Annotated in this window: 19 protein-coding genes and 5 pseudogenes; 13 read left to right on the forward strand and 11 right to left on the reverse strand. The window is 51.9% G+C overall.

The genetic code is table 11. The features are described from left to right. The first annotated feature begins 21 nt into the window (after positions 1-21). Together ABDK09_06965 and ABDK09_06970 are read left to right on the forward strand one after the other, a co-directional pair. Positions 22-1,014: an XdhC family protein gene (locus ABDK09_06965; protein XAW87853.1), complete on the forward strand. Its 993-nt coding sequence runs from the start codon at positions 22-24 to the stop codon at positions 1,012-1,014. A gap of 39 nt (positions 1,015-1,053) precedes the next feature. Next, positions 1,054-1,653 carry a nucleotidyltransferase family protein gene (locus ABDK09_06970; GenBank protein ID XAW87854.1) on the forward strand — a complete coding sequence of 200 codons (600 nt, stop codon included), beginning with the start codon at positions 1,054-1,056 and terminating at the stop codon, positions 1,651-1,653. A gap of 27 nt (positions 1,654-1,680) precedes the next feature. Here the strand turns inward: ABDK09_06970 and ABDK09_06975 are convergent, their stop codons facing one another. Together ABDK09_06975 and ABDK09_06980 are read right to left on the reverse strand one after the other, a co-directional pair. Beyond that, positions 1,681-2,967: a hypothetical protein gene (locus tag ABDK09_06975; GenBank protein ID XAW87855.1), complete on the reverse strand. Its 1,287-nt coding sequence runs from the start codon at positions 2,965-2,967 to the stop codon at positions 1,681-1,683. 251 nt (positions 2,968-3,218) lie between these two features. Continuing rightward, positions 3,219-3,936 (reverse strand): annotated as a pseudogene (locus tag ABDK09_06980) (NUDIX hydrolase). Between the two features lie 302 nt (positions 3,937-4,238). Here ABDK09_06980 and pncB point away from each other — a divergent pair. From pncB to ABDK09_07000, 4 genes and pseudogenes are all read left to right on the forward strand, one after another. Next, positions 4,239-5,547 (forward strand): annotated as a pseudogene (pncB, locus tag ABDK09_06985) (nicotinate phosphoribosyltransferase). 322 nt (positions 5,548-5,869) lie between these two features. Continuing rightward, positions 5,870-6,632, forward strand: a pseudogene (locus ABDK09_06990) (DeoR/GlpR family DNA-binding transcription regulator). Positions 6,633-6,639: 7 nt separating this feature from the next. Further along, entirely contained in the window at positions 6,640-7,680 is a 1,041-nt protein-coding gene (locus tag ABDK09_06995; protein ID XAW87856.1) for an oxidoreductase, read from the forward strand. Beyond that, positions 7,677-8,141, forward strand: coding sequence for a heme-degrading domain-containing protein (locus ABDK09_07000; protein XAW87857.1), 465 nt, complete (start codon positions 7,677-7,679; stop codon positions 8,139-8,141). Before ABDK09_06995 ends, ABDK09_07000 begins: the two co-directional genes overlap by 4 nt. 108 nt (positions 8,142-8,249) lie before the next feature. On the opposite strand, the gene tyrS is transcribed toward ABDK09_07000, so the two are convergent. Together tyrS and ABDK09_07010 are read right to left on the reverse strand one after the other, a co-directional pair. Further along, positions 8,250-9,527 (reverse strand): tyrosine--tRNA ligase, encoded by a 1,278-nt coding sequence (gene tyrS / locus ABDK09_07005; protein XAW87858.1) that lies wholly within the window; start codon positions 9,525-9,527, stop codon positions 8,250-8,252. 137 nt (positions 9,528-9,664) lie between these two features. Beyond that, positions 9,665-10,465, reverse strand: a complete 801-nt coding sequence (locus ABDK09_07010; protein ID XAW87859.1) for a LuxR C-terminal-related transcriptional regulator — start codon at positions 10,463-10,465, stop codon at positions 9,665-9,667. Positions 10,466-10,649: 184 nt separating this feature from the next. Here ABDK09_07010 and ABDK09_07015 point away from each other — a divergent pair. Beyond that, positions 10,650-11,796 (forward strand): annotated as a pseudogene (locus ABDK09_07015) (amidohydrolase). 314 nt (positions 11,797-12,110) lie between these two features. Here the strand turns inward: ABDK09_07015 and ABDK09_07020 are convergent. Genes ABDK09_07020 through ABDK09_07030 form a run of 3 tightly spaced genes read right to left on the reverse strand, consistent with a single transcriptional unit; the run spans position 12,111 to position 13,444 of the window. Next, entirely contained in the window at positions 12,111-12,539 is a 429-nt protein-coding gene (locus tag ABDK09_07020; protein XAW87860.1) for a hypothetical protein, read from the reverse strand. Next, a complete protein-coding gene (locus ABDK09_07025; protein ID XAW87861.1) occupies positions 12,523-12,882 on the reverse strand; it encodes a hypothetical protein in 360 nt (119 codons plus the stop codon). The genes ABDK09_07020 and ABDK09_07025 overlap by 17 nt, the downstream gene beginning before the upstream one ends. Positions 12,883-12,904: 22 nt before the next feature. Next, positions 12,905-13,444: a hypothetical protein gene (locus tag ABDK09_07030; GenBank protein ID XAW87862.1), complete on the reverse strand. Its 540-nt coding sequence runs from the start codon at positions 13,442-13,444 to the stop codon at positions 12,905-12,907. Positions 13,445-14,481: 1,037 nt separating this feature from the next. Here ABDK09_07030 and ABDK09_07035 point away from each other — a divergent pair. The 3 genes from ABDK09_07035 (at position 14,482) to ABDK09_07045 (ending at position 15,852) form a co-directional block, all read left to right on the forward strand. Then, positions 14,482-14,733, forward strand: a complete 252-nt coding sequence (locus ABDK09_07035; protein XAW87863.1) for a hypothetical protein — start codon at positions 14,482-14,484, stop codon at positions 14,731-14,733. After that, positions 14,708-15,454 (forward strand): hypothetical protein, encoded by a 747-nt coding sequence (locus ABDK09_07040; GenBank protein ID XAW87864.1) that lies wholly within the window; start codon positions 14,708-14,710, stop codon positions 15,452-15,454. The genes ABDK09_07035 and ABDK09_07040 overlap by 26 nt, the downstream gene beginning before the upstream one ends. Before the next feature lie 101 nt (positions 15,455-15,555). Further along, on the forward strand, positions 15,556-15,852 hold the full coding sequence (locus tag ABDK09_07045) for a hypothetical protein (protein XAW87865.1): 297 nt from the start codon (positions 15,556-15,558) through the stop codon (positions 15,850-15,852). A gap of 342 nt (positions 15,853-16,194) precedes the next feature. On the opposite strand, the gene ABDK09_07050 is transcribed toward ABDK09_07045, so the two are convergent. Next, positions 16,195-16,569, reverse strand: coding sequence for a rhodanese-like domain-containing protein (locus ABDK09_07050; protein ID XAW87866.1), 375 nt, complete (start codon positions 16,567-16,569; stop codon positions 16,195-16,197). A gap of 364 nt (positions 16,570-16,933) precedes the next feature. Then, entirely contained in the window at positions 16,934-17,716 is a 783-nt protein-coding gene (locus ABDK09_07055; protein XAW87867.1) for a helix-turn-helix transcriptional regulator, read from the reverse strand. Positions 17,717-17,828: 112 nt separating this feature from the next. Here ABDK09_07055 and ABDK09_07060 point away from each other — a divergent pair, with 112 nt between their 5' ends. After that, positions 17,829-18,782 (forward strand): DMT family transporter, encoded by a 954-nt coding sequence (locus tag ABDK09_07060; protein ID XAW87868.1) that lies wholly within the window; start codon positions 17,829-17,831, stop codon positions 18,780-18,782. Positions 18,783-18,972: 190 nt separating this feature from the next. On the opposite strand, the gene ABDK09_07065 is transcribed toward ABDK09_07060, so the two are convergent. Both ABDK09_07065 and ABDK09_07070 read right to left on the reverse strand, forming a co-directional pair. Beyond that, on the reverse strand, positions 18,973-19,449 hold the full coding sequence (locus tag ABDK09_07065; GenBank protein XAW87869.1) for a nucleotidyltransferase family protein: 477 nt from the start codon (positions 19,447-19,449) through the stop codon (positions 18,973-18,975). A 235-nt stretch (positions 19,450-19,684) separates the two neighbouring features. Beyond that, entirely contained in the window at positions 19,685-20,866 is a 1,182-nt protein-coding gene (locus ABDK09_07070) for an MFS transporter (protein XAW87870.1), read from the reverse strand. Between the two features lie 237 nt (positions 20,867-21,103). Here ABDK09_07070 and ABDK09_07075 point away from each other — a divergent pair, with 237 nt between their 5' ends. Together ABDK09_07075 and ABDK09_07080 are read left to right on the forward strand one after the other, a co-directional pair. Beyond that, positions 21,104-21,985, forward strand: coding sequence for a LysR family transcriptional regulator (locus tag ABDK09_07075; protein ID XAW87871.1), 882 nt, complete (start codon positions 21,104-21,106; stop codon positions 21,983-21,985). Between the two features lie 230 nt (positions 21,986-22,215). After that, positions 22,216-23,317, forward strand: a pseudogene (locus ABDK09_07080) (alkene reductase). Positions 23,318-23,478 lie beyond the last annotated feature (161 nt).

The raw sequence follows: 23,478 nt of genomic DNA on the forward strand, positions 1-23,478 counted from the left end.
TCACAACTACAGGTGAGAGCAATGTCCAATCATTTGTTGTATTTGCTGACGCAATGGTTTGATCTGAAAGAGGAAGCGAACTGGGTGCTGGGCACGGTGTATAAAACCGAAGGTCCGGCCTATCGTAAATCCGGTGCCATGATGTTATTCAGCGATGTCGGTCATCAGCTGGGAATGCTCAGCGGCGGTTGCCTGGAATCTGACATCCACCTGCATGCGCGCAAGGTGATGCTCAGCCAGTCGCCGGTTACCCTGACCTATGACGGCAGCGACGAAGACGATCTGGCGTTTCAGCTCGGGATTGGCTGTGGCGGCACGGTGCATATTCTGTTGCAACCACTTAACGCCGACAATGCTTATCTGGGATTGCCTGACGTGCTCGACGCTCTGCGCCAGCACCGTAAAGGCCACTATTTCCAGAAAGTCTCCAACCAGGAAGTGGTTGCCCGATTTATGACCGAAAACCTGCCGTCTCAGCGCTCGCGTGCCGAACTGATTGAGCAGCAGGATGGGTTGTGGCTGTGTACGCCGATTGAAGCGCCGCTGCATCTGCTGGTGGTCGGCGGCGGGATTGATGCCCGTCCTGTGGCACAACTGGCGCATCAGCTCGGCTGGACGGTCACTTTGTGGGACTCGCGCCCGGCCAATGGCCGCATGGAATATTTCCCGAATCTTGCCTGTCGTCTCAATGGTAACGCGAGTGAGTTAACCGCCTACTGCCAGCAGCATTCAGTGCAGGCGGCAGTGCTGATGAGTCACAACGTGACCATGGACGCCGCCGCGCTGGCTGCTATGGTGGGTGTACCGCTCAATTATCTGGCCCTGCTCGGGCCGACCAACCGCCGTGAACGGGTGATTGCCCAGTCGGGGATTACGCTGGAGCAACTTGCTGTCCCGCTTTCCGGCCCGGCCGGTCTGGATATTGGTGCCGAGCTGCCGGAAACCATCGCCTTGTCGATTCTGGCGGAATGCCAGGCGGCTGCCAGCCGCACTACGGCGCGTTTCGCTGAGTGATGTGTTGCTGGTCGATAACTCCGGGAGAGAATCGGCGGCATGAGCACGGCAATTATGATCATGGCGGCGGGCGAAAGCAGCCGCTTTGGCAGTTGTAAGCAGCTGAGTGAGCTCGATTCGCAGCACAGTTTGTTATCACACGCAGTCGAAGAGGCGCTTAAAAGTGAAGTCGGCCCGGTGTTTGTTATCACCGGACGCTGGCATGAGGAAATTGAGCAGGCACAGCACCGCGGTCAGCTGGCGAGCGTGCCTCTGCTCTGCTGTTCGCAATGGGCACAAGGCCTCGGTAACTCCATTGCCTACGGTACCCGTATGCTGGCGGCGGAGCATGAAGCGATTCTGATCACTCTGGCGGATCAGGTCGCATTGCAAGCCAGCGACTTCAGACAGTTGGCGGCGCAAGCTCATCCGCAGCGGATCATTGCGGCCCGATATAATGGTAAACCTGGTGTTCCGGCGCTGTTTCCGGCGGCGTGTTTTGCGGATCTGATGTTGCTGCATGGTGAGCATGGGGCGCGGCATTTATTGCGCGGCGGGGTGTTGGCGGTGGAGGAAATCCCGTTGGCCAATGCGGCCTGTGACATTGATACGCCGCAGGCCCTGGCGCAGTGGCAACAGCAAACCCAGATCCTCACCTGAGCTTGCAGTTTTCTATCTAATTCTGACTCACAGGCTGTACCAGCCGATCATTGCGCAGCAAATCAGATACATCACGCCGATATAGCGCCAGTTTGCGCTCAGCAGCGCTTTGGTGCCCACTTCATAGCGTGATTGGATACTGAGCTGAATGCCGGAAAACGGCGACAGTGTGATCCCCAGTGACCAGCCCATCAGCAGTGTCATGCCCAGCAGGTTGGCATCAGTGACTGACGGCGCCAGAATGCTGCCAGCCAGCACCACACTGGTCACCGGGTGCATGCCGGTCATGGCGAGAACAATCAGCACCAGCACAGTTATACAGGCTTCAAGCGCACCGAAATGGGCCGGCGCGAGCTGAATATCCAGCGCCATCAACGTCGCGGCAACACCAGAGGCGAGCATGGCCGCCGCGGCAAACAGCACCACTTCGCCACACGAACTGGCGATGCCGAGGTTGATGTGATTGCGGGCAATGCGTATGCCCGGCTTACCTTTTTTCAGCAGTAACCAGCCGGCGGTAAAGGTAATCGCCGTCAGTGTCACCAGCGACAGTACGCTGACGTCCGGAAACAGCTCATGGGCACAAATCACGATTACCGCCAGCAGGGCCGGCATCCACAATGAATACAGCGTGACCGGATAACCGGCCAGCGAATGGCTGTCAGGCTGGCGCAAGATCTGCCAGGCACTCAGTCCCAGCGCGACCAGAGCCACCGGAATGCCATAGGCGACCAGCGTCCCCAGCTGAGCGCCTGGTGCACTGATCAGTGCCAGACCCATAGAAGCGAAAAACGGCGACCAGAAGGCGCAGGCAGCAAAAGCACGCAGCAATACCAAACCCTGTGTGGTGGAAAGTTTACCCTGGCCGGAAATCTTATCGCCGACAATGATCACCGACGACATATTCAGCACTGAGCCAAACAGGTGGGTACCAAACAGGGTACGTATCAGGGCGGATTTACCTTTGGGCAGCGTCTCGCCGCTGCGTACACTCTCCACCGCAAAAATACGCAGAAAGCCTACCCCGATCAGCATGGTGACCACGTTCTGGTTCGCTTCCAGCGCTTTTCGCACATACAGCATATCGGCGCCGTGCGTCATGCCGTAAATCAGTCCGGCCAGACCAATCACCAGCAGCAGGACAATCTGTTTTTTCTGTGCCGGTTTGATGTAGGGGAGAAATAGAGCGGCGGCGATCCAGATCGGCACACCGGCCCAATAACCGCTGATAAGCCCGGTCATCTGGGCACAAAGGGACATTACCAGGCTGATCATCAGCAGCCAGCCGCCGGATGCGGCGATAAAAGGCGTCATAGCGTTCTTAATGTGAGTGAGTGCGGAAAGTCGGGAGAATAAGAGACTTGCTGTCTGAATCCGGCTTCGTGTTTGCAGCCGTTGAAGTTTAAATTCGGATGGCGATCAAAACTTCAACAACGAATGTGATCATTATCAAAGCTTTTCGAGTTGCGCAATAGCCAAGGGCTGAATTTTAAGCAAGCTATTGCGCAAAAGTTTAGTGGCCAAAGTACAGCCAGGCGAGATTGTCTGTGGCAGGTGAGATAGTGTCAGCCGCGCAGACAGGTCTGGAAGTAGGTCACTTCATTGCTGGCCAAACGATAAATCGTCGCCGGTTTGCCGCCTTTACCTTTGCAGGACGCGGCGATTTTGTTGGCGCTGACAATCACGCCGGTATCGATCAGGCGGCGTTTGACCGTCATGCGGTTCATTTCAACCCCGAACTTGGCGTAGGCCTCGATAATGTCGGCGACCAGAAATTCTTTTTCCAGAGAAAACAGTACCACAGATGTATATTCCACCGCCGCGCGCAGCTTCTTCCAGGCGTGCTGAATCTGCGCCACATGGTCAAAGGCGAGATCTTTTTCACCGCGCAGCAGCGGGGCTAAATCGAACCAGCCGGCGCGTTTCGCTGTCCATGCCAAAGTCTTCAATCTGGCGTACGTTGGACGGATTAAGCAGCGCGTAGTGGGAGATGCTGACACTCCAGCCATCCGGATCGCGTTTCGGGTTACCGTCTACCAGCGGGTCACTGATGAAGTTGGGAAAGGTATGCACTTTCTGACGACAGATACGGCGCCGCGCCGATTCAAAATCTTCGTCAGCCGGTTCGCCGCCGCTGGTGGTCATATCTTCATCGTACACCAGACCGCCCGGTACCGCCCATTTGCCGCAGTCCGGGCGATTGGGGTTACGGCGTTTGACCAGCAGGGTTTGGATCCCGTGTGGTGCAAGACGGAGACAAATCATATCTATGGTGACGATCATATTAGCTTTCCTGGCAAACAATGAGCCACATTCTAGGCAAGGCGGGCGATATGGTCAAATGTAAATAACGGATTGTGACAAACTGATATTGCGCAAGGTTACGTTCCGGCATTCGATGCATAGAGCGCTGTAAACACATTGATTACCTGTTATTCCCGCACAAAGTGAATGGATAAATGTGAGGTGTTAGGTTTGTCACAAAAGTTGACAAACAGGGTGTGCTCATTTATTGTTCCGGGATTAGTTAAGCACACAATGTTACTAACATGACTTACTCTTGCCGTGAACCAAAGGAAAGCATTATGAACGCTGGCCTGTTTTCTCCCCACATTATCCGCAGTTTGTTGGATCTCGATGCCTACAAAATCAATATGATGCAGGCAATTCATTCGCTTTATCCTGATGCTCAGGTGCGCTACGAGCTGATTGTGCGTAGTGATGAAGACGTCAGTGAAACTGCTGGAAGAAGTGCGGGATGAGATTGCGCATCTGGCGTCGCTGCGCTTTTCTGATGCGGATATTGTCTATCTCAAACAGAGTTCACCGCATCTGAAAACGTCTTTCCTGCAGTCGCTGCGTTATTTCCATTTCCAGCCTGAACGCCAGGTCGAAATGGGGGTGGTTAAGCAAGAGGGCAAACATCAGCTGCGGATTGCGATTCAGGGCAGCTGGCGCGATACCATTCTGTACGAAACCATCATCATGTCGATTGTGTCTGAAGTGCGTAACCGTCGCCGCTGGGCAGAGGTTCCGGCTGAGCTGCCAATCGAAGTGCTGGCAGACAAAGTACAGAAACTCAAAGCGGAAATCGCCAAACGCGGCATCACCAATTTTTCACTGACAGAAATGGGCACCCGACGTCGTTTTTCCGGTCAGGTGCAGCGTGACGTGATGGCCTATCTGCAGCAGGAGATCCCGGAGCTGCTGCTGGGTACCAGTAACTACCACTTTGCGCGTGAGTTTAACCTCAAGCCGATTGGCACCATCGCCCATGAGTGGTTTATGGGTCATCAGGCGCTGGTCAATGTACGCGACTCTCAGCGTGTCGCACTGGAGCAGTGGCTGACGGCCTTTGACGGCCAGTTGTCGATTGCCCCGACCGATACCCTGACCATTGATGCATTCCAGCAGGATTTCAACATGCATCTGGCGAAAGCATTTGACGGTATCCGCCATGATTCCGGTTGTCCGTTTAAATGGGGCGATCGCATGCTTGAGCACTACGCCAGCATGGGCATCGATCCAAGCTCGAAAGTGTTTATCTTCTCCAACGGCCTGAACTTTGATGAAGCGCTGGAGCTGTGCGAATACTTCGCCGGCCGGGTGCGGATTTCATTTGGTATCGGCACCTTCCTGACCAACGATCTGGCAGGCTGGAAAAATGCCGCCGGTAAAGCGTATCAGCCCCTGTCGATTGTGATTAAGCTGACCGAGTGTAATGGTCGTCCGGTGGCTAAAATCAGTGATGAGCCGGAAAAAGCCATGTGTGAAGACCCTATTTTCCTCGCTAACCTCAAACGTCGCTTCAATATTGATTTGGATGTCGATGCACTGGTTGAGGAGCTGCGCCGGCAAAAGCAGGTTAAGCGGCAGTACATTGCAGCCGCGTGATCTGACTTTGGTCAGGGCTTAGGTTATGAATAGCAATACTATCAAGGTATTAGGCAGAATATACGGTGGCTGAGTGCTAACAGAGCGACACAGAAAGTGAGTCACGGCTATTAATTCAGCGACCAAACCAGAAAAAGATCCAGCAATAACATCAGCAACTAATTCAGCAAAAAGCGGCGTTTAACGCCGCTTTTTTTATGCTCGAAATATGCCGTTCAACTTGTCTCCTCACAACACATAAACGATGTACGGTATATTTTGCGTGCACCAAATCGCTAAACTGGGCATAATGCATTAAAACCACTTACGTGATTATAAGTAAATGACCCAAGAAGAACGCCTGATTCACTTAACGACGCTGCTTGAGCAGCAGGGCAAAATTACCCTGAACGAAATCTGCGAGCAGTTTGGTGTATCACGCGATTCAGCGCGGCGCGATCTGGTTAAGCTCACCCAACTGCCGGGTATTCAGCGCATCCGCGGTGGTGCGATGACGGCGCCGGTTTCGGCCCAAAGTAAACCTTACTCAGGTAAAACCATCAGCGCAGCCAAACATGCCATGGCGTTGTGCGCCGCTGAGCTGGTGGATGAGCAGGATTATCTGGTGCTCGACACCAGCACCACGTTGTCGCTGATGGCGGGTTACCTGACCGTGCCGGTCACCGTAGTGACCAACTCAGTCAACATCGTCGTCAATACTGAACAGAGTAGCACTCTGAACGTGCATCTGCTGGGTGGTCATTTTGATCCCTACAGCCGCGCGGTCCTTGGCGCGCAGGCGCAGCAACAGATGGCCGGCTATCATGTCAATAAAGCCTTTATTGGTGTGTGCGCCTTATCGGAAACGCGGCCTGACTACTAACTATGAGCAGGAAGCGGCGATGAAAAAAGCCATGATGGCTCAGGCAGAGCAGGTGATCCTGGTGTGCGAGCATCAGAAAATGGGCGTCGAAAATTTCCATCACGTGTGTGATATCGCCGCGATCGATATGGTGATCACCGATGCCGAGCCAACGGCCGCACTACAACAACTGTTTGAACGTCACGATATTCAATGCATCGTGGCAACCCCACAAGAAGGATAGCTTTAATATGACTTACGCCCCGGTAAAAACAGCCGTGATTGGTTACGGCTTCTCAGCGAAAACCTTCCATCTGCCATTTATTAAGACTCTGCCAGAGCTGGAACTGACCGCCATCAGCTCAAGCCAGCAGGACGCGGTGAAAGCCGACTGGCCGGAAGTGGAGTGGTTTGCCGATGCCAACTCACTGCTCGACAACAGCGACGCAGAGCTGGTCATCATCACGGCGCCGAACGATGTGCATTTCTCTCTGGCCAAACGTGCGCTGGAAAACGGCAAAAACGTGATTGTTGAAAAGCCGTTTGTAACCCGCATTGAAGACGGCGAAAAGCTGATTGCGCTGGCGAATGAAAAAGGCCTGACCCTGAGTGTGTTCCACAACCGCCGCTGGGACGGTGACTTCCTGACTGTGAAGAAGCTGATCGAAGACGGCGCACTGGGCGAAGTGAAACTGTTTGAATCTCACTTTGACCGTTACCGTCCGGAAATCCGTCAGCGCTGGCGCGAGCAGTCGCAGGACGGCGGCGGCATCCTGTTTGACCTGGCTCCGCACCTGCTGGATCAGGCGCTGATGCTGTTTGGTCTGCCACAGGCGATCAATGCCCAGTGCCGTATGATGCGCCCGGGTTCGACCACGATCGACTACTACAACCTGATCCTGCACTATCCGGAGCACATTGTGCACCTGCACTCTAACCTGTACAGCCCGGAGCCGAACCTGCGCTATAAAGTCTTGGGTTCAAAAGCGAAATTTGAAAAATACGGCCTGGATCCGCAGGAAGGCTACCTCAAAGAAGGTCACCTGCCGGAAGCGCCGGAGTGGGCGGCTGAAGATGCGGCTCTGTGCGGCGTGATGTACAGCGAAGAGGGTTCTGAGCCGGTGAAAACCGAGCTGGGCGGTTACCAGTTGTACTTCAAAGCGGTGGCGGATGCGATTCGCCTTGGCACAGCCAACCCGGTTCCGCCACAAGAGGCGCTGCACAATATTGCGCTGATTGAGATGGCACTGGAAAGCAGCAAAACCGGCCAGACCATTCAGGTGAATCTATGAGTCTGACTCTGGAGGATGTGCTGGCGCAGGAAGCGAGCATTGAACTGAAGCACTTTAACAATGAGACCGCGTGGCAGCTTGGTTGCGAGCTTAAGCAGGCAGCAGAGCAGCTCGGTGCGGCGGTTGCGATTGAGGTGTACGGTTTCGGTCAGGTGCTGTTCCAGTATTCGATGCCGGGCACCGCGGCTGACAAGTTTGACTGGGTGCGCCGCAAGCGTAACTCGGTGCTGAAGTACAATCACAGTACCTATTATCTGTCGCTGTACAACGCGCAAAAGCAGCGTGAGTTTGAAGCGCAGCTGCACGTTGATGCTAACGAGTATTGCGGCCATGGCGGCTCATTCCCGATCCGCATCAAAGGCTCCGGCCTGGTCGGCGCGCTGACGGTGTCCGGTTTGCCGCAGGAAGCCGACCACCAACTGGTGGCCGATGCGCTGCAACGTGTGCTCAGCCAGCAATAAGCTTGGTAGAACTCAAGCTTGTGCAATAAAGCTTATACAAGACACTAAGTGTAAAGCCCCGCGAGGGGCTTTTTGTTGCGTTAAGCAGCGGGTGTTTACAGTGTAAACTTAGCCCAGCTTCACCAGTGCAAACTGCTTTTTACCCCGTTGCAGCACATAGTAACGGTCGAACAGGGCGAATTGGTCGGCAATTTGCGCGCTTGCGCAGCGCTCTCCGTTGAGCCGAATCGCCCCTTGCTGCAGCCATTCTCGCGCCTGACGTTTCGACCCCGCCAGTCCGCTGCTAAGCAACATGGCAACCACTTCCTCGCCGGGTGTCATCTCGCTGCGTGTTATGCTGACACACGGTAATCCGTCTTGCTCTAACTGACCTAACTCGGCTGCGCTGAGCTGATTCAATTCACCGCTGAATAGGGCTTCGCTGATGCGCTGCGCACTCGCCAGTCCGTCATCGCCATGCACAAAACGGGTCACTTCACTGGCCAGAATCTGCTGCGCCTGCGGTTTGCCCTGGCGCTGTTTATCCTGCTGCTCAATCTCGGCAATCGCTTCGACGGACAAAAAGGTGTAGTAGGCGAGGAAGCGGTACACATCGCTGTCATCACTGTTGAGCCAGAACTGGTAGAACGAATACGGCGACGTTTTGCTCGCATCCAGCCACACCGCGCCGCTCTCGGTTTTACCAAACTTGGTGCCGTCGGATTTGGTGATCAGTGGCAGGGTCAGACCGTGTACTTTGTTTTGGTTGAGGCGGCGCGTCAGGTCGATACCGCTGACAATATTGCCCCACTGATCGTTGCCGCCGATCTGCAGCTGGCACTGCTGGCTGCGGTTGAGATGAGCAAAGTCATACGCCTGCAGCAGAGAGTAGCTGAATTCAGTAAACGAGATGCCCTGATCCGGACGCTGCAGACGCTGTTTCACAGACTCGCGGTTGACCATGCTGTTGACGGAAAAATGTTTGCCGATGTCGCGAAAGAAGCGAATCACATCCATATCTTTCATCCAGTCGGCGTTGTTAACGCACTGCAGCGGCTGGCTGAGCTGCGGATTCATCAGCGCGGCAATTTGCCCGCTTAAATCCTGCACCCATTGCTGCACCGTGCCGGCATCATTGAGGCTGCGCTCGCTGGCTTTAAAACTCGGATCGCCGATCATCCCGGTGGCGCCGCCAATCAGGGCAATCGCGCGGTGTCCGGCGTCCTGAAAGCGCTTGAGCATCAGCAGCGGCACCAGATGGCCGATGTGTAAACTGCCCGCTGTCGGGTCAAAGCCGCAGTACAGGGTTTGCGGCGTGGCAAAGGCGCTGCGCAGCTCTTCCAGGTCGGTGCTCTGCGCAATCAGTCCGCGCGCAATCAGGTCGTCAAATAAAGTGTCTGAATTCATACTGCCTCCGTCAAATGATATCTGGCAGGATAAGCAAAGGCCCGGCGCAGGGCGATGTCCCTAAAGGGACAATCGGGCCAGTTCAGAGATTAGAGATCAGATGTTAAGGAAGGAAAGCAGGGAAGTAAAACCGCCGCTCAGCGCGAAGCCGCGCCAATCAGGTGATTTAAAAACAGCTGAAACAGCTCGCTCAGCGAAGCGACATTGAGCTGCGCATAAATCCGTTTGCGGTGATTCTTCACTGTGCCGTGGCTGATCCCGAGCTGTTCGGAAATGTCCTGTGAGTCGAGGCCCTGAATCAGCAGCGCCGTGATCTGCTGCTCGCGCGGGCTGAGCCGGGCATGTCCGAAACTGGCAATCGCTGCTTCAACCCAGTGGCGCAAATCCTGCGGCGCCTGGCCGCTTTCGGCCAGTATTAGCGGCTGCGGGTTCCAGTGCTGACGGCATAACGCCGCCAGCGTGGCAAAACGTTGCTCTAACGCGTGCATCTCTTCTTTAGTGACGGCATTGTGCGATGACAGAAACCCGAGATGAATCACGATGCTGCGCTGGCCTTCAAGATTAACCGCCAGAGTGATTTCATCTTGCCAGCCGGTGGCGGCATAAAACTGATGTTGATATTCGCGCTGCGCCGATTCACTGCCCGCCACCTCGCGCCAGTGAAATACCCCTTCGCTATGCTCGCGCGCCACTTTGAGATAAAACGGGTCATGCTGATAAGCGTGGGTCAGGTAATGCTGAAACAGCAGCTCACGTCTGGCCGGCAGGGAGTCATACAGATAGATCGGATGTTTATCCAGCCGATGACCAAGAATCACCGCGCAATCGAAGCTGAGCACGCTTTGCAGCACGTCAATAAGACGCGAGCTGAACTGCGGGCTGTGCAGCGCGCTGATCGCTTCACCGAGTGCGTGATATTCCTGATAACTGACCTGCATGAGTATCCCTTGCGTGTGACTGACGCTGTGATTTTAGCGCAGTATGCACTCTGGCGGCGGGCAAATCGAGCTTCAATTTCCAGCGCTGTCAGCAATAAATTGTGAACTCAATCAACCTATTGTCAACACACTTACGGCACTCTGGCCGGATGCACTTATGCCATGGTCACGGAGGACATTATTTATGGAAGAGATTTGCTGGACCGAGTTTCGTCACACCCTGCATCAGTTTCCGGAGTTATCCAATCAGGAGCAGGCCACCGCGCAGCGCATTGTGGCGCAGTTTGCCCATTTTCATCCTGATAAAGTCATCACCGATCTGGGCGGCAGCGGCGTGGCGTTTGTCTATCAGGGCAAGCAACCCGGGCCAACCACACTGATCCGCTGTGAGCTTGATGCGCTGCCGATTGCAGAAACCAACACCTTCGCCCATCGCTCAACCCACAACGGCATATCGCACAAGTGCGGTCATGACGGCCATATGGCGATTGTCAGCGCGCTGGGTGAACAACTGAGTTCGCAGCGCCCGGCCAAGGGGCGAGTTATTCTGGCTTTTCAGCCCGCTGAAGAGACCGGCGAAGGCGCGATCAACATGGTCAATGACCCTAAGTTTGCCGACCTTATGCCCGACTACGCCTTTGCCCTGCACAACTATCCCGGCCTGGCACTGGGCCATGTAGCGGTCAAAGCCGGATCGTTTAACTGCGCCTCGCGCGGCATGATCATCCGCCTGCACGGTAAAACTTCCCATGCGGCGCACCCGGAAAACGGCGTAAGCCCGGCAATGGCGATGTGCGAGATTGTCACTAAGCTCACCGCGCTGCCGCAGTACCTCAGCGAGCGTTGCTGGGTGACGGTGATTCACGCAAACCTGGGCGAAGTGGCCTTCGGCACCGCACCCGGCGAAGCGGTGGTGATGGTAACCCTGCGCAGCGAAAGTAACGAAACCATGCACAGCCTGGTGGAGGCCGCCAGCCAACTGGCCCAAACCAATGCGGAGAAATACGGTTTAGGCTGGCAACTGGAATGGCAGGATGTATTTCAGGCCAGCGTGAACTCTGAGCAGGGCTGCGAAACGGGTAGTGCAAGCCTGTCAGGAGACCGGCACTCCATGCACGATTTTAGAAGAACCAATGCGCTGGTCAGAAGATTTCGGTCAGTTTACCGCGGTCGCGAAAGAGGGCGCAATGTTCGTCCTCGGATCCGGCCAGCAAAGCCCGCAACTGCACAATCCGGATTATGATTTCCCCGATGCCCTGACCCCGGTCGGGCGGGATATTTTTGCCAGTATAGTGAGGGGGCTTCATGGTGTGGAGGAAGCTGCGCTTTGAGGGTGGTTATTGATAGTGTTCGCTGGTGATTTGTTGGTTCCTTTAAGCTCAGCGGGGTACGGTGGGCGGATTTATACTAGTAGGATATGTATGTCACGCTTTGGCTTTCTCGGCTTCTTTGAGCTTGGTGCAAGCGTGCCAGTCACTCTTTGTCTTGCCAAAGAGTAACCAGAAAGGCGCTTGGTTTCTTTGGCGCTGGCCAGGCCGGTTTTAGGCGTTCCCTACGCCAAGAATCTAAAATATCGTCCTGATTTTTTGCCCTGATTTGGTGGTTTCAAAAGATTAGCCAAGCGCTACACATTATGCTTGATTTGTTATCTCGCTAGAACATAGACTAAATGAATGCCTGTAGGGGTGAACTTAGTTAGATCTGAGCTATAAACGTAGCCATAGCGATCGAGCAGGTCCAGAGAGTGATAGGTCCAACCTGCGGCAAAGGCAATTCCGGCTAATGCGAAATAAATACACACTCTGTTCGCCAATTTCATCCATTTAGCGTCAATAACCAACCGCGCTTGTTTGCCGGTATAAATGGCTACGCTTCCCAAAAACATCAATGATAACAGTGTGCCTAAAAAGCCTACTGGAACCCATAGAGATAAAATTGACAGTGTGACTTCCGGACGTCGGTTTAGAATGTCTATATAGTCTGCGTATAAGCCAGTAGACATCCACAGCCAACCACCTAAGGTAAAAGTCAGCATTAAAACGGATAGTATTCGGATTTTAGTTTTCGATAACATCTTTTAGAGCCTTAACGACATTTTGGTTTACATGCACTTCTGACCAAGTCCATTCAATAATCAGATAAGTAAATGCAACTGCTGCTCCTGCGGCTATAATTGACCCAGTTGTTGCGATGACGGTAAGTAACATAGCTTCTCCTGCACCATATTGTAGAAGTGCTTTAAACATGTCTGCCCCGACATTACCAAACCAATCTACTAGATGGTAATCATCTTTGAAAATAAGGTCTGTTGTTGCAATGCTTGCTGATACGATAAAAGTAAGAGCAGCAGCTCCTCGAAAATTAGAAGCTCTCGCTTTTGGGCTAAAGCCTGCTTGACTTACTTTGAACGAATTCAATGGATACTTTTTACCGTCTAGATTAATTCGAGTTTCCGTTGACTATTGCATGTTTTAGCGATGTTCCATTCTTGCTTCCTGAAAAGGCGATGAATGTACGTCCTTTACTTTCAACTAGATCTGCTTTAACTCCCATATCACCAAATTGCTTTGCAATGGAGTGGGCGTTAAACATCGGCTCTGTATGATTAAACCAAGACTTTGCCGTGTTAATGCTTGCTGATATGGCAGCTGTATCACGACCAGCCTCAACCCAAAGATTGTGCAGTATTTTATGTGCATCGTCTAAGTCAGCAATTACAACATGTTGATGATTTTTTTCCATTTCATCTTCAAGAGAACACTGTTCGTCCATCGATAATTTTAAACGATCATTAACGCGTTGACCCGCCGGAGAAACATCATATTCGCCATTTTGTTGGCGTGCTTGAATTTGCTTCCAGTTTTCCTCACTAGCTAAATGATTTTCTTGCCGTTGTTTTGCTAGTCTTTCTTTGATGCTTAGCGGTTTTGCTTCTTCGACAGGGCGGGGATCATCTTCGATCCAGCGCAGGTTATTCATGGCACAATTCTCTAAAAATAGTCATTACTTTTAACTAAGAAGTGCATCATAACTGCATTTTTGCCGGGGCAAAAACTTGCTCACTCAGGCCATAATTTGCCTGAAGAGGGGAACTATCTATGTTCATTCTTTCAGATAGAGGTGTGTTTGATTTTCGCTCTATATTAATTGGTAATTATTCATAAGCTTTGGCTGTCAGTCTTTGCCTTACTAAAGAGTAACCAGAAAGGTGCTTAGGTTTTTTGGCGCTGTTCGGGGCGGTTTTAGGCGTTCCCTACGCCAAAAAGCGAAAATATCGTCGTGGTTTTGCGCTGTTTGTTAGGGTTAATGGCTTCGTGGCGTTGTATGTCACGCTTGGATTTTTGTGATTTCTTTTAGGCTTGGTGCAAGCGTGCCAGTCACTCTTTGTCTTGCCAAAGAGTAACCAGAAAGGCGCTTGGGTTCTTTGGTGTCGGTCGGGCCGGTTTTAGGCGTTCCCTACGCCAAAAACCTAAAAAATCGTCCTGATTTTTTGCCCTGATTTGGTGGTTTCAGGTGAGTTATAAGTCGCTTTTGCCTCATTATTTGGTAGACCTTTTAATCAATCACATCCTGTTCATGGGTTTTTATCCTACTAAAATTTATCTATTATCCTAGTGGTGTTCGTTGTAAATCCCCGTGTGGTACCATGGGGAGAAATTCCATGTAACCTCATAGCATTGACGGGGCTAAGATAAAAGAAAACCTCCCTTTTCGGACGGTTAGCTTAAAGCAAGCAAAGGTTTTTCGATTGTGATCTAACACAATATTCGGCTTACTGTTTCTGGTTCACAGGTCTGAAATTACTTTGCGATTCATTTGAATCGGATAACTGAAATTTACTGATTACTCAGTATTAGGAGTTAGGTCGGTACTACAAAGCTGTGAGCGTATCGCATCCGATTGGGCAAGGCAGGGTTAAAGTCTTCATGTTTTAAATCATAAAAAACACAACGTGAGTTCTACCTAGATGAAATCTATGATATTTTTCAAAAAAAACACAACGGCAATTGGTTTCTATGGCTACTAACAAAAACAACGCTCAAATTGATCTCGACTTTGTTCGTTCTCAGTTCCAAGACTCTCTTCACAAGGATGAGCAAGTAAAAACTCGTTCTTTGATTTTGAAATATAATAATTCATCTAGTCGCACTGGCGCACAAACAGAGGTGTTACATTCAGTAGCCTATTACGCAGAGGCATTGGAAATGTTTAACCATCATCTCTTGTCTCGTATTGACCCTGATGCAAACTACGAAACTCGCTTTTAAGCGTCTAAGTGAAGGATCAATTCGTGACCATCTTTGTGAACGGATTTCAAGCTTTTTAACCACAGTAAATACGCTGTTTAATGGTGATCAGTTTTTATCTAAATTAATAGATACTGGGGATGTAAATGACATTCCTACATTCTATGAGAAAAAATCCACTCTAGAAAAAGAGCTAAGTGAACTATTTGATGTTCATGGGATTACGTTAGATGATCAAGTACTAGCTAGAGTTTTAGAATTGGTATCCAAAGCGGGAGAAGGTGTTCAAAAAGATGAAACTGTTCAATTATATGAAGTAGTTGATGATACTGATGACTCAGTTATACCTGATAATGTTATTAGATTTAACCCTGCTTTTAGGTCTAGCGTTAAACCAAAGGATTTAGAAAAACCGAAAGTTTTGAAGTTTGATGGTGTAGATACCGTAAGAGTTTTGGTAATTAAAGTATTCGGCAATAGTAAGTGGAAGTTTAAGAGTATAATTACTGGTGATACCTATGAAGCATCATTCAAGAATATCGAGTGGCTGAGAGATTATCAACTTGGTAAGAAGCAACAAATAGATGCAAGGCACCTATTGCAAATCAATATCAAGTATACTAAGTACTTATATGCCAGTGGAAACTATGTCATTAAAGGTGCTGTCATTGACTCTGTGGGCAAGTACTTGATAGATGACAATATAGATAACAATGAGATAGTAGCAGATGATAGAATCTAGAACTCAGTTTCTTATTGATTGTTGCACCTTTCATCTTAATGATAATGGTAAAGGTTAGTCACGGTAGTTATAGCGATGTCTTCGCAGTACCAGATTGGTCAATGGCTGCTGTTGTTATATATTTTCAATCATTTCTTATATTACTACCTCCTATTTTCGATGTGGCAAAAAAAGGAGTTGGAATAAATAGCTTCTTCCTTCTTTGGTATTTGTTAATAATGATACTTGTCGGATTGTTGCCTTCCTTTTATGTCTACACTCAAATAATTGGTTTGCCTCAAGGTAGACTCCCTTCGGTAAATTATCAAATAGCCCAAATGGGGCTATTTATATTTGCTTGTGTTAAGTTTTTTCATGATCATAATGTGGTGAGAAAACTTAGAGAAGCAGTAAAATAGAAGGGGCTAACGCCCCTTTTGCCCCTTTTTTAAATGTTACTTAGAGATCAAGTTAATTTAATTAACTTGGTTGAAGTTCTTTAGAATGAGTTGATAATAGCTCGATCGCTGTATATAGTTCTTGGAATGGAATAAGTTGGCCAGTATTAAAAACAAGCAAATAAAGTGCGTACTGTACGAATGAGTATTAACTGGCAATATTTGACTTACAAAAAGCTATTAATTAATTGCTAATGTTCGATTTTTCGTAACGCATTTTGTCCAAAGCTGAGCTAGTAGAAGGAGCTCAGCCCTTTGTATCAGCGCGGACAATTCCGCACGTAAACGCAGGTGGAAGCCACCCTAATTCAACGGCTCCATTTCCATCTGTGTTTCCTGCATCTCATTCAATCCGCCGCCGTTGTGCACATTGCTAAAGCCCTGCTTTTTCAGTGCGTCCATCGCCATGGCTGAGCGGCTGCCGCTGCGACAGTAGACCACAATCGGTTGCTGTTTATCGATATCATGAAAGCCAGTGCCAACGTCACTGAGCGGAATATTTCGTGCGTCCGGTAAGTGACCATCAGCGTATTCTTGCGGTGTGCGCACATCAATCACCAAAGCGCCATTATCTATCATCCGCCAAGCCTGCTCAGACCGCTCGCTCGCCAAAGCCTGACCCACAGGCAGAGCCAGCACTAACGCCAGACCAGCCGCTTTCCAGTTAACTCCAAACATAACTATCCCTCAGAATCGAAACTCAAATAAGTATGGTTGAACAAGTGCGAATGCTCTAGAACATGTGTAGTAACAAATTGTGTAATGGGGCAAATCGAATTGAGGTTTTTTCAAATATTGCAAGTGGAGTGCTTCAGAAACTCGAAAACCAGGGAAAAAAATCAGGACGATATTTTAGGTTTTTGGCGTAGGGAACGCCTAAAACCGGCCCGGACCACACCAAAGAAACCCAAGCGCCTTTCTGGTTACTCTTTGGCGCAAGCAAAGAGTGACTGGCACGCTTACACCAAGCTAAAAGAAATTACTGAATTTAAAGCGTGACATACAAAGCCACGAAACTGTCGAGAACCAACAGAGAACAACATTAACTCTTCCGATACTCATCCGGCGTCACCCCTGTTAACCGCCGGAACATCGCGATAAACGCTGATGCACTGGCGTAGCCGAGATCGTGAGCGATATTTTCCACTTTGGCGCCAGATTGCAGCATCGGCATCGCGTTAACCACCCGCAGGCGCTGGCGCCATTCTGAAACTGAAATCCCCAGTTCGCGTTGGGCGCGGCGCATCAGGGTGCGCTCGGTGGTGTGGGCGCGCTGGGCCAGCACGCGCAGGGGCTCATTACTGGCCGGATCCTGTTCCAGCCAGCCGAGCACTTTACTCAGCAGCGGGTCGCCGGAGGTCGGTAGGTAGCTGCCAATCGGAGTGGCGTGCGTCAGCTGTTCAGCCAAAACCTGCAGCAGGCGATATTCGGCTTCGCTGTAGGGCGGGGTGATTAAACTCTGGCGCAGGTGCTCCAGCAGGGCAATCACCAGAGGGCTGATCTCCAGCGCGCAGGTTTGCTGTGGCATCGCGCTGCACAGGCTTTCGTCGACATACAATGAACCATGGCAGGTTTCATAGCGGTTAAGGCCCTGATGCTCGACATTGGGCGGCAGCCATAAACCGTATTGTGACGGCGTCAGGTACTGACGGCTGCCGACTTTCACTTCCATCACGCCACTGAACGAATAAACGAACTCGCCCCAGCGATGGCTGTGGCGCGGATAGGCGGCGTCGGCGGGCATACAGGCGGAGCGAAACACCAGCGGAGCCGGCAGTTCGGTACTGAACGGCGGGAAATGAATCTGTTTGCCTGGAATGCTCATGCTGACTCTGTCATATCATCGCTATGGGTTGTCAGATTTTAGCTATATGTCTTAATGACGACAACGCATAATGTAAACATAGCGATAACAAAATAACAGTTGGATAACGAGAATGACGACACGCAAACCAATCGACGCCACGGCGCTCGGCATCATGGTGGTGTTTTGCTTTGCCATGGGCTTACAACAAATTGCACTCAAAGCGACCGGCGATGATATTGCGCCGATCCTACAAATCGGCCTGCGCTCTGCCATCGCGGCGGTACTGGTGCTGGCCTATGTGATGATACGCGGCAAAAAACTGAGGTTTGCGGACGGTAACTGGAAAGCCGGTATCCTGGTCGGCACTCTGTTTGCGCTGGAATATCTGTTTCTGGGCGCGGCGCTGCATTATACCTCGGCCGCTCATTCGGTGATCTTTCTCTACACTTCCCCTATTTTTAGCGCTCTGATTCTGCATTTTCTCGTTGATACCGAGCGGCTCAAAGTGGTGCAATGGGCCGGGATTCTGCTTGCGTTTTCCGGCATTGCGGTGGCTTTTTTGTGGCACGGCGAAGGGGCAACAGAAATGCAGCCCAATATGCTGTGGGGCGATTTTCTGGCTCTGCTCGGTGGTGTGGCCTGGGGGCTGACTACGGTCCTGATCCGCAGCTCGAAACTGGCCAATGTCTCGTCCGAGCAAACCTTGTTGTACCAACTGGTGATGGGTGCGCTGATTTTGCTGGGTGCCGCGGTGTGGAGCGATCAGCTGACCATTAACCCGACACCGCTGGCGCTGGCCAGTGTTGCGTTTCAGACCCTGATTATCTCATTCGGCGGTTTCCTGCTCTGGTTCTGGATGCTCAATACCTATATTGCTTCGCGCCTTGGCGTATTGTCGTTCATGACGCCGCTGTATGGTGTAGTGCTCGGGGCCTGGATTCTGGGCGAGCGGATTGAAGCCGGATTCTTGTATGGTTCGGCGATGGTGATTGGCGGCATTGTGCTGGTCAGCGGTCATGGCTGGCTCAAGCAGTTGCTAAAACGGCGCCGCTCTGAGCTTAAACCCAGCCTGAAAGCGGAATAAAACCTGGCTGGCATCATCCAATCAATGGCTAAGCAATAATCTCTGCCTTATTAATGACTAAGGGCTGCTCTCTGAGCAGCCCTTTTGTATCGATGAGGTGTATTAAATCAAGTGTAAGTGCGGCCACAGCTTGAGCCATTTCTTTTCCAGAATGCGGCGCTGGACGATCTCCGGCTGGCGGTTACACGGGTTAATGGCAATAGTCAGTGACCAGTTTCTGGCGCAGGCCATACGGTGCGCAGAAGGTCAGGCGGCCGTCATGTTCCAGTCGCACGCCGACACAAGTTGGCACTTCCACCCACTGGGCGATGCCGTGTGCGGTGCTGCGATAAGGTGCGTGACCGTGCTTTTCATGCATACGGGCCTGATTACGTACTTCCCAGTTGATTTCCGGCATGCTGGCGATGAGTTGTTCCTGCAGCGCCTGTTCACGCTCGGGTGAGACATCTGTCGGATCAAAAAAGACCAGATCGACGTCGTTGAGCGGGGTCATCTCGGTTTTATGGTGCAGGTGATCCCAAATCGCGTTGCGCACAAAGCCCGCCCCCAGATACCAGTCCGGTAAATTGAGCGCCTGAGCGGTCAACAGACAGCGCATACGTAACGAATCATTGCGCAGCAATGCTTCCGTTTGTCCCAGGTAAAGAAGTTCAATATCACTTGGCATGTATTGCGAATAGTTATGTTAGTGACTGATGATATTCAGTATAACGGCAATCTGAGCGGATGGGAGCGTTAAAGTGATATCTGTTCATCAAATTGAGAAATTGATGCCTGCAACGCCAGTAAATAACAAACTAGTTAATAAGCATCGGCCAAAGTCATTAATCAGCCCTCATTGACTTTATTTCGTCAAGTGAGGGCTGAATGGCCTCGGGCCAGAGCAGAGCTTTGCGAGTGGTTTACAGTGCGTCGGCCAGTTGTGGCTGACGCTTATCCAGGCGCTGGCTGATGCGGGTCAGCAGCAGGGCCAATGCCACCACAATCGCACCGACCCACGGCGTGGTCATCAGGCCGGACTGTTCGACCACCCGGCCGCCGCCCCAGGCACCGAGTGCGATACCAATATTAAAGGCGGCGATATTGAGCCCCGATGCCACATCTACTGCGTTGGGGGTGTAGTGCTCAGCCAGTTTCACTACGTATACCTGCAGTCCGGGCACATTACCAAAGGCAAACATGCCCCAGATAAGCATGATGATCACCGCTGTTACCGGGTTGGGCGCGGCAAAAGTCAGCAGCAGCAAAACCAGACTCAGGCCAGCGAATATCAGGCTCAGCGCGCGGGTTGGTCCGTGTTTGTCGGCCAGTTTTCCACCCCAGATATTGCCGAACGCCACCGACACGCCGTACACCAGCATCAGAATACTGATGGTGGAGGTGGCAAAACCGGACACTTCATGCAGGATGGGCGCGATAAAGGTAAAGGCAGTGAAGGTGCCGCCGTAGCCGAGTGCAGTAATGGCAAACACCAGCAGCAGGCGGGGCTGGGTCAGCACTTTGGCTTGTTCGGCCAATGAGGTTTTAGCGGCTTGCGGCAGGGTGGACGGCACCAGCAGGGCGCTGCCGATCAGGGCGATAAGGCCCAGCATAGCGACTGTTAAAAAAGTGGTCTGCCATCCAAAATGCTGACCAATGTAAGTGCCGAGCGGCACGCCGGTCACTAAGGCAACGGTCAGGCCGGTAAACATGATCGCAATCGCGCTGGCGGCTTTGTCGCGCGCCACCAGTCCGGTTGCTATGGTGGAACCGATAGAGAAGAACACGCCGTGCGCCAGGCCGGTCAGAATGCGCGCCATGATCAGGGTGCTGTAACCGGGTGACTGCCAGGCAAGCAGATTACCGGCGACAAACAGCGTCATCACCGCCAGTAACACGCGTTTGCGGTTCCAGTTGCCGGTCAGAGCGGTGAGGACCGGCGCGCCGATGGCGACGCCGAGCGCATACAGGCTGACCAGTAAACCGGCAGAGGGCAGAGAAACGTTGAGGTCGGTGGCCATGGTCGGCAGCAGGCCGACGATGACAAATTCAGTGGTGCCGATGGCAAACGCACTGAGGGTTAACGCAAATAAAGCGATAGGCATAACATTTTTCCTGTTGATGGCTGTTGGCGCGCAACCAAGCGATGTGCTGAGCAAAGTACGTGTTTAGCTGGTATCTATTTAACTAAGTATCCGTTTAACAACGTATGCATGAGCAAGACAGGCGTTTGCGCCAACAAGCTGACTGAGTAGAGAGGCGCATTATTCATGAGCTTTTGTTTGCTAAAAACGCTAGTATTGGCAAAATAATTTTGTCATTTATGTAAAAGTGGAGCGCCTATGCTGACCCGTTCTGATGATTTGGAAATCTTACTGGCGGTGATCGATAGCGGCAGTTTTTCTCAGGCTGCCGAAGTGCTGGATGTGCAGGTTGCCAAGGTGTCGCGCGCGGTGAGCCGGATTGAGCAGCAGCTCGGCATGACCATCTTAAACCGTACTACAAGGCGGCTGGATCTGACCGAAGAGGGGCGGCGCTTTAGTGAAACCATTCGTGCCGGATTGCAGCAATTGCGTCAGGCGGAAGAAGAGGTGGTGTCGCGCGGGGAACTGCCGAAAGGTAAGCTGCGCGTCGATGCGGCCAGCCCGTTTATGCTCCATCAACTGGTGCCGCTGGTGCGTGAATTTCATCAGGCCTATCCGGATATTGAGCTGGAACTGACCTCCAATGAAGGCTATGTCGACCTGCTGGAAAAGCGCACCGATGTGGCAATCCGGATTGGTAAACTCAATGATTCCACGCTGCATGCCCGGCCGCTGGGAAAAAGTCCGCTGTTTGTGGTCGCTGCGCCGGACTACCTTGCCCGGCACGGTTTCCCGGCGACGCCATCGGAGCTGCGACAGCATGAAATTGTCGGCTTCACCAGTCCGCGTGCGCTGAATGTCTGGCCGCTGCAGGGCAGTGATTACGTTGAGCCGACCATTGCCTGCAGCAGTGGAGAAACTGTGCGCCAGTTAGTGCTGGCCGGCAATGGTATCGGGTGCCTGTCCGGCTTTATGATTCATGAAGACTTGGCCGCCGGCCGTCTGGTGACTTTGCTGACATCGTACCGCCAACTGAATTCAGATCGTGAACTGGTCAACGCGGTGTATTACAAATCCTCTAACGTGGCGCGGCGCATATCGGCCTTTATCGATTTTATCCAGCCCAAATTTACCCTGTGAAACTTTGCTGTTGGTGAAACCATGCGTTTGGTGAAAACTGACGTGCTGCCCGACAACACAGATGGCTCATGGTTTTTGCAAATTTGACAAAAAAGTTTTGTCTTTGTGTCGGTTAATCCCCGCAAGTGCGCTTGTTATGATGCAGCCATATCAAGTTTAGTGACTGTTGCCTGCGCGATGCATACTGTGATGACAGCGCGGCCAGTTGAACTGCTACCAAGGGGATTACTATGACCGATGTACTGTTTGAGCCACTGCAGGTGGGCCGTTTTCGTCTCGCTAACCGAATTATTATGCCTCCGATGACCCGCTCCCGCGCTTCGCAGCCGGGTGATGTGGCCAATGACATCATGGCGACTTACTACGCGCAGCGCGCCGGTGCCGGCCTGATTATTGGTGAAGGTACCCAGGTTTCTGCCATGGGCAAAGGCTACGCCTGGACGCCGGGTATTTACAGTCAAGAACAGATCGCCGGCTGGCGTGGCGTGACAGATGCCGTGCACGACAAGGGCGGCATTATGTTTGCCCAGTTGTGGCACGTTGGCCGGGTGACCCATCCCGACAACATTGGCGGCGAGCAGCCGATTTCCGCCTCGGCGCTCAAAGCCGAGAAACGTGAAAGTGTTTGTCGATAACGGCAGTGATGCGCCGGGTTTTGTTGATGTGGTTGAACCGCGCGCCATGACCCATGCCGATATCGAACAGGTGATTGAGCAGTTTCGTCAGGCAGCAAAAAATGCGCTGCTGGCCGGATTTGACGGCGTTGAGCTGCATGCGGCCAACGGCTATCTGATTAACCAGTTTATTGATTCTCAGTCTAACCAGCGCAATGACGAATATGGCGGCAGCCTGGAAAACCGTCTGCGTTTCCTTGACGAAGTGGTCAGCGCTTTGTGTGAAGTGATGGGCGCGGATCGGGTTGGCGTGCGTCTGGCACCGCTGACCACGTTAAACGGTACGGTGGATGACCATCCTGAGCAAACCTACGTTGCGGCGGCCAAACTGCTCAATCAGCACGATATTGCCTATCTGCACATCGCCGAAGCGGACTGGGAAGATGCTCCGCTGATGCCGGTCGATTTCAAACAGGCGCTGCGTGAGGTGTTCTCCGGCGCGATTATCTATGCGGGTAAATACGATGCGGAGCGTGCGCGTCAGGCCATTGAATCTGGTGTGGCCGATCTGATTGCTTTCGGCCGCCCGTTTGTCGCCAATCCGGACTTGCCGCAGCGTATCCGCCACGGCCAGCCATGGGCGGCGCATAATCCGCAAACTTTGTTCGGCGGCGCAGAGCAGGGCCTGACCGATTATCCGGCCTATTCTGCTGTTTAACACGTTCTGCGGTTTAACACGGTCACTGATTGAGAAGATACAGCGTGCCCGGTCATGTACGGGGCACGCTTTACTATTAACTGATGACAGTTTATTGACTTACTCTTCGTTAATCCATGTTATATCAATGGCTTAATGATATTAAATAACCACGATAAGGA

This window comes from Vibrio sp. CDRSL-10 TSBA (genome assembly GCA_039696685.1).
GTDB lineage: Bacteria > Pseudomonadota > Gammaproteobacteria > Enterobacterales > Vibrionaceae > Vibrio.